This window comes from Paenibacillus taichungensis, assembly GCF_003287275.1.
Lineage (GTDB): Bacteria > Bacillota > Bacilli > Paenibacillales > Paenibacillaceae > Paenibacillus > Paenibacillus taichungensis_A.
This window is the reverse complement of the sequence record NZ_QEVW01000035.1, coordinates 17,075-30,546: the sequence shown is the minus strand read 5'-3', so window position 1 is coordinate 30,546 and position 13,472 is coordinate 17,075. Positions and strand designations below refer to the sequence as shown.

Sequence of the window (13,472 nt, the reverse complement as noted above, 5' to 3'; positions counted from 1 at the left end):
ATGAAACAAACGCCGGCGCCCTTAATAGGTAACCGGCGTTTCACTTATTTTTTCGGCATTTTACTCTCATCCATGTAAAGCAGGTTCCAGCGGTGTCCGTCCAAGTCGGCAAATCCTGCGCCGTACATCCAGCCGTCGCTTTCACTCGGTTTGCCAAAGATGCTTCCTCCGGCAAACTCCACTTTTTGAATAAATTTATCTATTTCTTCTCTGCTTTCAGCGCCAATGGAGAATATCACTTCAGCGCTATGGGAAGTATCTGCTGTTTTCGAACCTGTAAATTTCTCAAACGCCGACTCCGGGAACAATAAAATAGTTGTTTGACCTATGGATAGCTTGGCTCTTTCGTTCCCAACGCTTACCGCATGGAATCCAATTTCATTGAAAAAGGCAGTTGACTTCTCAACATCTTTGACTGGAAGGTTAATCCAGATCTCCTGTGGCATGGTTATAGCCTCCTAAAATAAAATTTTAACTAAGCTTAATATACTCTACTTCTGGCAGCAGAAGCGAATCTTATCAAAGAAATAAATGAATGTTATTATTATGAATATTGAACAAACGGAGGGACGGACATAGATAAGAAGAAGTACTTTATCCTGATGCCACCAATGTTAATAATTGCACTGTTTCTAATTTATTTTCTTCCAGCAAATCAGAGGGCTTATGTATTCTTAGTTCCTATGGTATTTTGGTTGACATACTATATCTGGGTATTTGTTGAACGAAAGCAAGATAAAAAAATAGAATAGAAATTATAGGTTGAGAGGTGTTAAAATGCTTTCGCATCGCTTGCTTACTCACGATACAATTATTGAATTATTGCCCAATATGAATACAGAACAGAATTTGCTTTTTTATAGTTATTTAACACAACGTAAGGACAAGGCTCGATATGTTGGTCAATTTATGAATAGTCAACTTACAGCCGTATTAGCTTATTTTAGCGAACTGTCCTTTCCTGCATTTTCTTTCTTCCGAGTTGAAGATCGTGATATCTTTTTGCCAGAACTGATCGCTTTTACAAGAGAAGTTATCCAACTTGACGAAAGTGCTGTATGTGGCACGATACTCTGTCAAAGGGACCTTGAACTTTTTCAATCCTTTGGTCTCATCAAAGGAATTCCTCAACGTTTTTTAACTATGAAACATAAGGATGAATCGAAACTCCTTGAAGCTCATATTGCAAAAAAGATAAATGAAAATGAATATTCTAAGGTAATTGATTTTTTACATATTGGGGAAATGAGGTTTTTCACAAGAAGTGAGTTAGAGAATTATCCTTTTCTTGGAATTAAGGAAGGGGAAGATTTCATAGCTGTGGGCGGCTACCATTTTTATGACCCTCAGTTAGTAGAGCTTGGGAACATTGTTACCAGGTTAGATTACAGAGGAAGAGGATTAGCTAAACGCCTAACCAGTGAATTGACACACCTCGGTAAAAAACGGTCACCAGATGTTTATCTGGGTGTATTAGCAAATAACCTGCCTGCTGTTCGCTTATATGAAGGCTTGGGGTATCAAACAACAATGGAACTTTTTATTGTCAATTTTACTTTATCCAAGACAGAAATATAGTCCAAATCATAGGACTTAATTCAGTATAGCTTACTCTAAAAAAGCGAATAAATACTTAATGTTATCTCTGTATAGTTCGTAAATAACTGTGAACAATACGTTAATTCATTGACAATGAGTGTGATATTAATTAAAATTCGAAAGGGCATCAGGGTAAAGCAGATATGAGTATCCTTATCATTGGTTTAGAATCTTAGCTTTTTAATCCTAATGACGAATATAGGAGCGGTAATATTACAATCCTATGACGATGGTTAGGATTTTTTTGTGCTTTGGTGAATAATTTGAAAGTTGGAGGCTGGCTTTAATCATGGACAATTGGTTCAAACTAAAAGAAAGAGGCACGACCGTTTCAACAGAGATTATCGCAGGGATTACGACATTTTTCACGATGGTATACATAGTGATCGTAAACCCAGGAATACTCAGCAGTACAGGCATGGACTTTAACGGAGTATTCATTGCTACGGTATTGGCAAGTATTGTGGCGACGCTGATCATGGGAATTGGGTCCAATTATCCGATTGTCATAGCGCCTGGTATGGGTCTGAATGCATTCTTTGCCTATAGTGTAGTGGCTGGATATGGGGTGTCATGGCAGGTTGCACTAGGAGCGGTATTTATAGCAGGGCTTTTGTTTATTATTTTATCGCTTACTTCATTTCGTTACATGCTGCTTGATGCCATTCCTGCAAGCCTTAAGCACGCGATAACAGCAGGGATTGGATTGTTTATTACTACGGTTGGGCTGCAAAATTCCGGGATTATTGCTGATTCAGAATCAAATTTGATTACGATCGGGAACTTGGCAGAACCTATGACTTACTTGACCATTATCGGATTAATTATCACTGTTGTGCTTATGGCTTACAATGTAAAAGGTTATCTGTTCATCGGAATGGTAGTCACAGCGATACTCGCCTGGATCATGGGATTGTTTCAAATGCCGGAGTCGATTGTATCCTTGCCGCATGGCCTCACGTCAACAGCTTTCCAATTGGATTTGGCAGGCGTATTCTCTAATGGTTTGTATACCATCATATTTACGTTCCTGTTGATCACGCTGTTTGATACGACGGGGACAATGCTCGGCGTTGCTGAGCAGGCAGGACTGCTGAAGGAAGGTAAATTTCCGCGCTCACGCGGCGCCCTATTGGCAGATGCCGTAGGGACTACCACTGGCGCTTTACTCGGAACAAGCCCAACATCGGCTTATATCGAATCCAGCACAGGGGTGGCTGCAGGTGGAAGAACAGGACTGACGGCGGTAACAGTAAGTGTACTGCTTGCACTTACTTTGTTCTTTACACCTATCGTAAGTGTCATATCAGGTATCCCGGCGATTACTTCTCCGGCACTGATTATTGTTGGTTACTTTATGATTAGTGTTATCAGCAAAATTAACTGGAAGGATCTCGAAGAAACATTTCCTGCCTTCTTGATTATCATTCTTACTCCGCTGACGCACAGTATTGCGACAGGTATCGGTGTTGGCTTTATTTTCTATCCGGTACTCAAGTTGCTTCGCGGAAAGGGCAAGGATGTTCATCCGATATTCTATATTTTTGCCGTATTGTTCTTCATTCAGCTTGTATTCCTGGACCACTAAGAAACGGGTTTCATCAAAAAGGAGGACTGTTCGTAAAAAAGCAGTTCTCCTTTTTATATGTAATCCTCGGTTTAATCCTTCAGAGAAGAGTTCTTCTTCGTATTGAATACCTCAAATGCTTCTTTTAAAAAATCCATGGTATGCTTAGGCGCCAACGATTCATAGGGTTTTACGTTTTTATACAGTTCTTCGTTATTTACCTCTTCATTGAAAATCAGATCACTTAATGGAGTATCTGCAAATATACCGTGCAACTGCTGCTGTATGAAAGGATGGTCTGGGTTAAGACCCTTTACGATAGCTCGATGGACAAGCAATAACAAATTATAAAGTTTTCCATCCAAGTACGTTTGCTTAGAGAAATCCTCTGGAAACAGCTGATCAATAACATCTATAGATACATACTTTTGCAGCAGCTTTTTTTGAGCCTGTTCAACACGCATGGAATTCATAAGGAGCATTAGTATTTCAGAGTTTGATTCATTAAGTTGATCTTGCTCGGTTAACAGTTGTATTCGTTCAATTAATGCTAAGGAACAATCAATTGCTTCCCTCCGCTGTCGAAGTGATTGTTCTTGAACTTTAATGATTTCCTCGAAAGAATAATTCGGATTATCCAAACAGACTTTAATCTCGTTTAATGAAAGGCCTAAACTTTGCAGTAATTGGATTTCATGAAGCCTTTTAAAATCCGCATTTACATATATATAATGATCATTTTCATTTTTTTGTGAGGGTACGAGTATGCCAAGTTGGCGATAATGTCGTAGTGTACGGACCGTTGTGTCTGCCAGCATTGCAAATTTACTCACCGTTAATCTCATCTAAAATTCCTCTTTTCATAAATCATTCTTGTATTTATTCGCCAATATAATTCCAATAGAAATATTATAAATCCCATGGGCAAGCATCGGCGGAATTAATGACCCGGTAAAATAAAAGAGTAGTGCAAAAATCAAACCGTTTACAAACACACCAGTAAGAATACCAGTTGCTCCTTTATATTGGGGAACATGTATTGCCCAAAATAAGAAAGTGCTGATTAGAATAACGAGCCAATCCACAATTATAGAATATCCAATAAATAATCCTATCAGGACACCTCTAAAAAAGAATTCTTCAAACACCCCACCACCTATTGCAGATACAGCTATACCACTTGGTCTGATCATTATTTTTTTAATCATATCTGATCCCTCGGTTTTGGGTAATTCTGTTCTTGTTTTGATGAATGTAATTAGTACAATAGTTGTTATAAACAAACTGGAAATAAGACCAATGAGTACTGTAGATAAAATACTAATTTCGTTTGGTATAAATAAGGAAGCTATAAATGATAACATTTCTCCCCACTTAAATATCCCAATAAAAACCAATCCGATTAAGAGAAATGATGATAGCGTTAGTGATGCTCTTAACAGTATTTTGTATTGTTCCTTTGCAGTAGGCTTAGTCATCATAAAACTCCTTTTATCTCATTTTTTTCATTGTAGATTGTGACGTAGCGTCCCCCGCAATATTTGTTTTTTGTTATAAAAACAAAGTTCTCGTCCCAAACGGAGGGCAAGAACTTTGTGTCATAGCTGATTAGATGTAAAAATTGATGAATATAATTATGCTTACGGGCAATTCTAACCTCTAGAAATGAATGAAGAAGTATCCAGAATGAGGAGGGGATAGTTATGATCTACAAGCCAGCTTTATTAATTATAGATGTACAAACCGGATCATTTATAAATCCTCTCTTTATTCATAACAGTGAAAATTTATTAAATAATATCAAACAACTTATGATTGGTGCCCACATAAGTAAGATTCCAGTCATACTTACGCAGCATAATGGTAAATTAGGGACACTTACCTCAAAAACATCCTCAGGGTGGAGTCTCCATCCCGCTTTACCCTTGATCACTCAAGATGTGATAATTGAAAAGAACTTTCCAGATTCATTTCAAGATACCACCCTTGAATCACATTTAACTCAACTAGGCGTTAATCAACTGATTGTCGCAGGAATTCAAACTGAGATATGTGTTGATGCGACATGTCGTAGAGCATTTAGCTTGGGATATGACGTTATTTTAGCAAAAGATGGTCACAGTACCGCGGACTCTTCCTCTTTAATTGCAGATCAAATCATTACACATCATAATACTGTTCTACAAAACTGGTTTGTATCTTTAAGCGATACCCAGAATATCATAATGTCGGTTTTACGGTAGACAAGTATCCATCTGCGTATAATGTTTGCCTCCACAGATGAGATGAGTTATAAAAATAGTGTTGTGGATCGTACGTTCATACATAGTTCCAGGCCTTGAGGGTTATAAAGTCTCAAGGTCTTTCTTTTATTCTCTAACCAAGTATTGATGTGAAATATACTGAAACCTATTGTTTTTTGACTATTGTCTTACGTTTTTGATCTAGGAATCATCTGGCGATTTTCATAGAATTACAACTAATCGAGGATAGGTTCTACAAGAAGGGAAGAATGATATGGGAGCAAAAGTCACCCGCAAAAGAGTAAGAACACGCTGGCGCAAGCATGATACCGAGCTCACGCTGCTCGTGCTTCCGACCACAATCTGGTACATTTTGTTCAGCTTCTTGCCGATGTTCGGTGTCATTATCGCTTTCAAGAATTTTAAGATTCACGGGAATTTTCTCAGTAATGTCATAAACAGCGACTGGATCGGGTTCAAAAACTTTGAATTCCTGTTCAGTTCGAATGACGTCTGGATCGTAATTCGCAATACAATCGGTTACAACATGATCTTTATTATTTTAGGTATCATCGTGCCTGTGTCACTTGCATTGATGGTTGGACAGCTGCACAGCCGCAAGGCAGCCAAGGTGTATCAAACAATGATGTTTCTCCCGTATTTCCTATCTTGGGTTGTCGTTTCCGCGGTGCTGTGGGCATTCCTGAGCTATGACAAGGGGATAGCCAATCAAGTTCTGACCCATTTCAACCAGGATCCAAAAAATTGGTACATGGAACCATCCTATTGGCCTTATCTGCTTGTATTTATGAACATGTGGAAGGGCCTCGGCTATGGCATGGTTGTCTACTTGGCAACAATCACCAGCATGGATTCAACGTATTATGAAGCGGCTGTCATTGATGGCGCTAGCAAGTGGCAGCAGACACGGTATATTACACTGCCGTTAATGAAATTTGTTATTGTACTGATGTTTATCCTGTCTGTTGGAGGTATCTTTTCCACGGATTTCGGTTTGTTCTTCCAAGTGCCGCGGGATTCCAATTCTCTCTACAATGTGACCACGACGGTCGATGTGCTCGTGTACAAACAACTCAAAACCGCGACGGTCGGTATGGCATCCGCTTCTGCCTTCATGCAATCTGTACTGGGCTGCGGAATGATCCTATTCGCGAACTGGGTCGTTCGCAAAGTTGATCCAGAGAGCGCACTGATTTAGAGAGGAGGCAGGAAGATGTCAACACAATCAAGCTACGACTCCGGTCTTGAAAAGTTTAACCGAGTCGGCAAAGGAACGAACATTTTTTTTCATCTCATCTTTATCATTTTAGCTTTGTTATGCGTAGTCCCTATCGTCGTAGTGCTATCCATTTCACTGTCTAGCGAGGCTTCCATTCGAGAGACCGGTTACCAACTCCTGCCGTCGGCATTCTCGGCTGAGTCCTACAACTATATCGTTAAGCAGGGCTCGATGATTATACGTGCACTCGGAGTCTCCGTGTTCGTTACGGTAGTAGGAACGCTGATCGGCGTACTGCTCACCACTTCGATGGGTTATGCATTGTCCCGTCCCCAATTCAAACTAAAAGGACTGCTGACATGGATTGTATTCATCCCGATGGTTTTTAACGGCGGTCTTGTCTCCAGCTATTATATCAATTCGACGATGTTGGGATTAAGCAACACAATCTGGGCGCTGATTTTACCCTTAGCCGTGTCCTCCTTTAATGTCATCATCTGCAAAACCTTTTTCAAGACGACCATTCCGGACGGGCTGATCGAATCGGCAGAAATCGACGGAGCAGGTCAATTCCGCATCTTCTTCACGATCGTGCTCCCGATCTCACTACCTGTTCTAGCGACGATTGGTCTGTTTCTCTGCTTCTCGTACTGGAATGACTGGTTTCAATCGATGTTGTATATTGACGACCAAAGCTTGTATTCGCTACAGGCACTACTGAACAGCCTGATGAGTAACGTTGACGCGCTGGCTAAAAACGCCTCGACGATGGGCATAAGCTACGCTGAACTTGTCGCCACCATGCCCAAAGAATCGGCACGTATGGCTGTTGCGATCATTATCGTACTGCCGGTTGCTCTAGCGTACCCCTTTTTCCAGAAATACTTTATCTCCGGTTTGACCGTGGGTGCAGTTAAGGGATAAATCGAAATAAATCTGGAAATTTCAGGTTTATCATAATTTTGCGCAGGATCGGTGCGTGTTAACTAAAGGGAGGGAATAGAGGAATGAGGACAAGGTTTAAAGCATGGATGAAAGCTCCGCTTTTGATTGGAGTGGTAACGCTGGCTATCTTTGGTTTAACAGGCTGTTCCGGTTCAGACAACAATAACGCGTCAAACAACACGCCAGCGGAAAACTCAGGATCGAATGCAGGCGAAGGTTCCGGCGAGGTGCCTACGCTGGTGTGGTGGACGATCGGCGGACAAGTGCCAGCCAATTTTGATAAAGCAATTGAGAAGATAAACGAATATACGGCTGAAAAGATTGGTGTGAAAATCGATCTCCGCGTTGCCAGTTGGGGTGATTGGGACACTAAGATCAATACGATTGTAAACTCCGGTGAAGCTTTCGACATTATGTTTACGAATAACGGAAAATACAGTCAACAGGTCAATATGGGCGCATTCACGGATATTACCGACCTTGTACCAAGCACGGTACCGGACTTGCACAGTTATATCCCAGAATTGGTGTGGGATGGAACGAAAGTCGGTGGCAAGATTTACGCTGTTCCTACGTATAAGGATTCTTCTTTAACCCAGTACTGGGTGTTTGACGATGCGCTCGTGCAAAAGTACAATATCGACCTCGGCAGCATGAAGACACTACAGGATCTGGACAAGCCATTCCGTGATATCAAGGCTGGTGAAGGCAAAGGGTTTTATCCACTGTCCGTGACCCAGGGAGAGGGCATTAACGGTTTCTTTAATGACTATGACGATATGACTCTCGGCTTTCAGCCGATCGGCGTCAAGGCCGAAGATGAATCCCGCACAGTCGTTTCTGTTCTGGAACAACCGGATATACAGGAAAAGCTGAAGCTTATGCATCAATGGTACAAGGACGGCATTATCAATCCGGATGCGCCGACCAAGATCGAGGCCGACCCTTATCGCCCGTTCTTCAGTGCGCAGGCGTTCCCTGGTGCAGAAGTGAATTGGCAGATCTCCGCGGGTATTGATAAATACGACATGGTTCAAATTCTGGGTCCAATCTATACAACCAGCACAATTCAGGGATCCATGAACGCAATCTCCGCCAACTCCAAGTACAAGGAAGAAGCGCTTAAATATCTGGAACTGGTAAACACCGACTCCAAGCTGCGCAATATGCTTGCCTATGGCGAAGAGGGTGTCGATTTCGATTATGTAAACGACAATACAGTTGAACGGAAAACCGATTCATGGCCACTGGCGGCCTATACGCAAGGAACGTTTTTCAACATGGCTGTCACGAAAGGTGCACCTGAAGATCAGTGGGACCAGGTTCGCAAACTGAATGAAGCAGCCACTTCATCTTCGATCCTTGGCTTTGCACTGGATATTAGCGAACTCGGCACTGAAGTAGCCAACGTGAAGGCTGTATGGAACAAATACAATTATGAGCTGATCACTGGTGCATCCGATCCGGAGCAGAAGATACCACAAATTATAGAAGAGTTGAAGAAAGCTGGCTTGGATAAGATTATGGAAGCCGCACAAGAACAGATCAACGCATATTTCAAATCATAATCCTTGAGACTTGCGACAATAACCCGAACGGAGCCGTTGTGGCCGTTCGGGTTTTCCAATCTTACTGGTGACATTTGCTTTTAATTTGAGATTATAACGGATTGATTTGTCTGACAAATAGCTATATGGTAAAACTATAAGTCTCAATAATAATCCAACTGCTAAGGAGAGCTGCATGTTTTCCTTCTTTCAAATCCAAATCTACCGCCGCAAATTTATTGCTTACGCGATTTTCACGTTATTCATGGGTCTGATTTTAAGCGTATTGACCACACTTGTTTTGCTGCAGCAGTGGTTAGAGAATGCTCAGAATCAAGCGGCAGATGCATTCTCCCGGGTTGAGAGCATTCTTCAAAACGATGCTGATCGGATTGAAGCCTATTTACAGCGAGTTTACTCTAATAACGGTCTGGTGGCAGACGTTCGTTTTTTTCTCGCCAACAGTGCGGAGGGCTATCTGACGGGAAGACTCCAGAACAGCCGCTATGATCAGCCTCTCGCTTCGTTTCCAGAAGACGTGAAAGCTTTTCTCGGCAGCGGGCAGGAAGATATCATCCAGGTGAGCCTACATACTGAGGAACGAGGCAACGTAGTGCGTTTTGCCAGTAACGGTGCGATGAGCTTTTTGTTTAATCTGCCTAACACGGATGAGATATTTCGAGAGACAATCCAAAGAGGATTCGTCATCCGCAAGCAGCTGCTGGACGAAAATCAAATCTCACGTCAGCTCGGTGAATTTCGTTTTCTGGTCAGCAGCGATGTATTATTCAAAGGCGTGCAGAACAATCGGTGGATTGAAAACGGAGTCGTCAGCACGGCTGGGGATGTCTATCTCATGAACGCAGGAGGCAGAGCCAACCAGGAATTATTCAGACAGGCTGCGTCGCACGAACGTAGCAAGGGCTTTATGCAGTTAGGCAAGCTGGACCGCGTGTTTTATGTGACCCATTCGTCCAATGCTTACGACTACCAATTCATCAGTGTTGTAGACATGGCAGTGCTTTTCCGGCAAAAAGCCGGCATGCTGATTATGGTGTTCTTGATCTTCTTGACAGCTATGGTCAGTTTTCTCCTGTTAATCGGATACAATCTTCGTGAAGACGCAGGTTTTCTGCAACGAATCATTTATTCCATCCAACGTGTAAAATCCGCCAATTTTACGCCAATCAGTCCGACCCGTTATCGAAAGAATGAGTACGGAATGATCGCGAGGGAACTCGACGATATGACGCATCAGCTTAACCAACATATTCGAACCGAATATTTGCTAAAACTGAAACAGAAGGAAACAGAAATGAAAGCGCTTCAAAATCAAATCAACCCTCATTTTTTGTACAATACACTTGAAATTATCCGATCGTTTGCGCTGGCAGGCCGCGCGGTTGATACGGCTGAAGCGGTAGCTACCCTAGGCTCGTTATATCGTGAAATCGTGAAGAACGAAGATATTATTCTGTTGGCCAGTGAGTTGGCTTTGCTTGAAAAGTACTTAAAGATCATGGAGTTTAAATATCCAGACAAATTCTATTATCAGATCAATGTAGACCAGGGACTGCTGTCTCAACCTACAGTTAAATTCTGGATGCAGCCGCTCGCCGAGAATTTTTTCGTTCACGGCTTCCATTCGGACCACGAATTTAATCTGCTTGTTGTGAATGGCTTTGAAAATGCCCACTCGTATGTATTGGAGATTGTCGACAACGGGAACTCGATCTCGGAAGATCGATTGGCTGATATCCGCCGCAATCTGTCTTCTTTGGGGGAATCGGCATCGGAGAGCATTGGCCTGCGCAACGTGTATACACGGCTTCATTTCTTCTATGGAAAAGGCTTTACCATGCAAATTGATAATAATGTGGAAGCTGGTGTCAAAGTTACCTTAACCATAGCGAAGGAGGCGTAATGTATGTACAAACTTCTGATCGTTGATGACGAGCCACTAATCCTGGAGGGAATCAAGCGAACGCTGGACTGGGAAATGCTCGGCTTCAGACAGATTGAGACCAGCGAAACCTATGGGGATGCGCTAACAAAGGCCGTGGAGTTTTTGCCAGACCTCGCAATCTTTGACGTTTGCATTGGCAAGGAGCGCGGCTATAACGCCATTCACAAGCTTAATGAGTTAGGGCTCCCGACTACCTATATTATGATGAGCGGTTACGGTGAGTTCGAGTACGCCCTGGAGGCTATTCATTGTGGGGTTAAGGATTATCTACTCAAGCCCGTTGAGCGAGCAAAGCTTCAAACTCTGATTGAACGAGTTATTGTTGAAAATTTGAACGGTACGCTGGAGGGAAGAAATCTGAACTGTCGTGACATTGACCCCGTATTGGAAGTGCGCTACGACAGCTTATCCAAGCTAACCAATCGCATTTTGCTGATGGTTAAGGCTGAATACGACCAAAATATCAATCTTAAAGTGTTGGCCAGCCGTTTTCGGATGAACGGAACCTATCTTGGACAGTTGTTTCTGAAAGAAACCAAGATGAAATTTTCGGAGTATCTGATGGTATACCGGATGTTATGTGCACGAGATCGTATTCAGGCTACAAATGAGAAGATATCGACGATTGCACTCTCCGTCGGTTACGCCAATCTAAACTACTTTTACACGCATTTCCAAGCCTACTTCAGCAAATCGCCTTCCGATCTGCGGAGAAAGGAGTAGACCAGAAATGATACATTCATCTATCTGGAACATATTTATCAAGGCTATCCTGATTCTAGCCATGTTGACGCTGCCTCTGTCCGGGTGTATATCCATATCGGGCAAGAACGAGGAATTCGACAAAAATATCAACACAGTGAATCTGATTTATTATACGCTTGGCAATCCTGACCCGGATCTGAAAATGGTAAATGCTAAAATCAATGAAGTGTTAGCTCAAAAAATCGGAATCACTATTACATATATCAAGATTGGGTGGCAGGAGTATAATGACCGTATCAATACGCTAATTTCGACAGGAACTCCTTTTGACATTGCTTTTACCACGGATTACTCAAGCTATGTTCAGCGGGGAGCATGGCTGAGACTGGACAGCTACTTATCCAGCTTCGGCAAGGATATGTACGACGCGGTCAACCCTGTCCTATGGCAGGGCGTTCGGATGGAAGACGGCGGCATCTACGGCGTGCCCACGAATAAGGAGCTTGCGGTCCGCATGCAATGGATGTATCCGGAGTCGCTTGTCCAAAAGTATGACATCGACATTACAAAGTACAACACCTTGGAGTCTTTGGATCCGCTGTTTCAAATGATCAAGGAAAAGGAACCCTCTTATCAGTTGATGGAGCTGGACAAGGATTCCCAGAACTTCTTCGCCATGTACGGTTACGAATATGTGCTGGATAAACCGCTACCTCTGATGGTGCGTTCTCTGGATCCAGATGCTCAAGTATTCAATATATTTGAGACCGAGGAAGCAAGGCAGGTGCTGGACATACTCCGCAGCTATTACGTCAAGGGTTACATCAATGAGGACGCCGCCCTGCGGGAGGGCCAAAATCTCAAACGCGAAGAAAGGGTTTTCTGGAAAGCTGCGGGAGGAGGACCTCTTTCGGAAAATAGCTGGAGCAAGGATCGCGGCTACAAGGTTGTTGCTTATCCCGTGACCCCGCCTTTGATCACGACGGAGTCCGTTCGCGGCGGAATTATGGCAATAAACGCAAAATCAGCGCACCCTGTTGAAAGTGTGAAGTTTTTGAATTTGCTCAACACGGACCCGGAGATCCGCAATCTGTTTAATTACGGTATTGAAGGTGTTCATTATACGTTGGACAAGAACGGACAGGTGCTGTTGAAATCTTCCGAAGACAGCGGCGACGATCCAGTCGCAGTAGTTGGCTATGAAGGTGTACAGTATACGCAAGGAAACTGGTTCATTCTCAAAACGATTGGGGGAAAATTTCCCGATCCGTTGGATAAGTGGGATCAGTTCCGAGCAGCAAACGCTGAATACGTCAAATCGAACTTGCTCGGATTCACGCCAAATTTGACCAGTATGTCCATTCAGATTAACCTCATAAAAATGGTTTGGGAAAAGTACTATCCGAGCCTGATGACTGGCAGTGTGGATGTGGACAGGGTACTGCCCAAATTCAACGAGGAACTGAAGCAGGCGGGCTTGGACGAGGTGCGGGTAGAAATACAACGGCAGCTTGATGCTTGGCGTGTTGACCATCCATAAAAGGGGGTTGATGGATACAGGGAAGTTTTCCTATATTGAGATACTCTATATAAATGGACTGGCCAAAATATTCAAAATTGGACCTTCAAACATTGCAATTTTCTGTATATGTTGTTTTAA

At 42.7% G+C, this 13,472-nt stretch carries 12 protein-coding genes; 9 read left to right on the top strand and 3 right to left on the bottom strand.

The annotated features are described in order from the left end of the window. Positions 1-44 precede the first annotated feature (44 nt). Positions 45-446 (bottom strand): VOC family protein, encoded by a 402-nt coding sequence (locus DC345_RS30805; RefSeq protein ID WP_113056393.1) that lies wholly within the window; start codon positions 444-446, stop codon positions 45-47. 331 nt (positions 447-777) lie between these two features. Between DC345_RS30805 and DC345_RS30800 the strand changes: the two genes are divergently transcribed. Together DC345_RS30800 and DC345_RS30795 are read left to right on the top strand one after the other, a co-directional pair. After that, the gene (locus DC345_RS30800) at positions 778-1,578 is read left to right on the top strand and encodes a GNAT family N-acetyltransferase (RefSeq protein WP_113056392.1); all 801 of its coding nucleotides are present in this window, start codon (positions 778-780) and stop codon (positions 1,576-1,578) included. Positions 1,579-1,888: 310 nt separating this feature from the next. Further along, on the top strand, positions 1,889-3,187 hold the full coding sequence (locus DC345_RS30795) for an NCS2 family permease (protein ID WP_113056391.1): 1,299 nt from the start codon (positions 1,889-1,891) through the stop codon (positions 3,185-3,187). A 71-nt stretch (positions 3,188-3,258) separates the two neighbouring features. Here DC345_RS30795 and DC345_RS30790 read toward each other — a convergent pair whose 3' ends face one another. Next, entirely contained in the window at positions 3,259-4,011 is a 753-nt protein-coding gene (locus DC345_RS30790; RefSeq protein WP_113056390.1) for a MerR family transcriptional regulator, read from the bottom strand. Positions 4,012-4,026: 15 nt separating this feature from the next. Next, complete coding sequence (locus DC345_RS30785) at positions 4,027-4,644, bottom strand: CPBP family intramembrane glutamic endopeptidase (RefSeq protein WP_181586797.1); 618 nt, start codon at positions 4,642-4,644, stop codon at positions 4,027-4,029. Positions 4,645-4,869: 225 nt separating this feature from the next. On the opposite strand from DC345_RS30785, the gene DC345_RS30780 reads away from it, so the two are divergent. The 7 genes from DC345_RS30780 (at position 4,870) to DC345_RS30750 (ending at position 13,352) form a co-directional block, all read left to right on the top strand. Then, positions 4,870-5,409, top strand: a complete 540-nt coding sequence (locus tag DC345_RS30780) for a cysteine hydrolase family protein (protein WP_113056388.1) — start codon at positions 4,870-4,872, stop codon at positions 5,407-5,409. A 274-nt stretch (positions 5,410-5,683) separates the two neighbouring features. After that, the gene (locus tag DC345_RS30775) at positions 5,684-6,628 is read left to right on the top strand and encodes an ABC transporter permease (protein WP_113056387.1); all 945 of its coding nucleotides are present in this window, start codon (positions 5,684-5,686) and stop codon (positions 6,626-6,628) included. 15 nt (positions 6,629-6,643) lie between these two features. After that, complete coding sequence (locus DC345_RS30770; protein ID WP_113056386.1) at positions 6,644-7,573, top strand: carbohydrate ABC transporter permease; 930 nt, start codon at positions 6,644-6,646, stop codon at positions 7,571-7,573. A gap of 83 nt (positions 7,574-7,656) precedes the next feature. Next, positions 7,657-9,162, top strand: coding sequence for an ABC transporter substrate-binding protein (locus tag DC345_RS30765; RefSeq protein WP_258530940.1), 1,506 nt, complete (start codon positions 7,657-7,659; stop codon positions 9,160-9,162). A 175-nt stretch (positions 9,163-9,337) separates the two neighbouring features. Continuing rightward, positions 9,338-11,065 carry a sensor histidine kinase gene (locus tag DC345_RS30760; protein WP_113056385.1) on the top strand — a complete coding sequence of 576 codons (1,728 nt, stop codon included), beginning with the start codon at positions 9,338-9,340 and terminating at the stop codon, positions 11,063-11,065. A 3-nt stretch (positions 11,066-11,068) separates the two neighbouring features. Next, on the top strand, positions 11,069-11,830 hold the full coding sequence (locus tag DC345_RS30755; RefSeq protein ID WP_113056384.1) for a response regulator transcription factor: 762 nt from the start codon (positions 11,069-11,071) through the stop codon (positions 11,828-11,830). 7 nt (positions 11,831-11,837) lie between these two features. Continuing rightward, a complete protein-coding gene (locus DC345_RS30750; RefSeq protein WP_113056383.1) occupies positions 11,838-13,352 on the top strand; it encodes an ABC transporter substrate-binding protein in 1,515 nt (504 codons plus the stop codon). Positions 13,353-13,472: the final 120 nt, after the last annotated feature.

Coding starts and splice junctions, on each gene's coding strand:
- DC345_RS30805 (WP_113056393.1), bottom strand. CDS start 446: ATGCCACAGGAGATCTGGATTAACCTTCCAGTCAAAGATGTTGAGAAG.
- DC345_RS30800 (WP_113056392.1), top strand. CDS start 778: ATGCTTTCGCATCGCTTGCTTACTCACGATACAATTATTGAATTATTG.
- DC345_RS30795 (WP_113056391.1), top strand. CDS start 1,889: ATGGACAATTGGTTCAAACTAAAAGAAAGAGGCACGACCGTTTCAACA.
- DC345_RS30790 (WP_113056390.1), bottom strand. CDS start 4,011: ATGAGATTAACGGTGAGTAAATTTGCAATGCTGGCAGACACAACGGTC.
- DC345_RS30785 (WP_181586797.1), bottom strand. CDS start 4,644: ATGACTAAGCCTACTGCAAAGGAACAATACAAAATACTGTTAAGAGCA.
- DC345_RS30780 (WP_113056388.1), top strand. CDS start 4,870: ATGATCTACAAGCCAGCTTTATTAATTATAGATGTACAAACCGGATCA.
- DC345_RS30775 (WP_113056387.1), top strand. CDS start 5,684: ATGGGAGCAAAAGTCACCCGCAAAAGAGTAAGAACACGCTGGCGCAAG.
- DC345_RS30770 (WP_113056386.1), top strand. CDS start 6,644: ATGTCAACACAATCAAGCTACGACTCCGGTCTTGAAAAGTTTAACCGA.
- DC345_RS30765 (WP_258530940.1), top strand. CDS start 7,657: ATGAGGACAAGGTTTAAAGCATGGATGAAAGCTCCGCTTTTGATTGGA.
- DC345_RS30760 (WP_113056385.1), top strand. CDS start 9,338: ATGTTTTCCTTCTTTCAAATCCAAATCTACCGCCGCAAATTTATTGCT.
- DC345_RS30755 (WP_113056384.1), top strand. CDS start 11,069: ATGTACAAACTTCTGATCGTTGATGACGAGCCACTAATCCTGGAGGGA.
- DC345_RS30750 (WP_113056383.1), top strand. CDS start 11,838: ATGATACATTCATCTATCTGGAACATATTTATCAAGGCTATCCTGATT.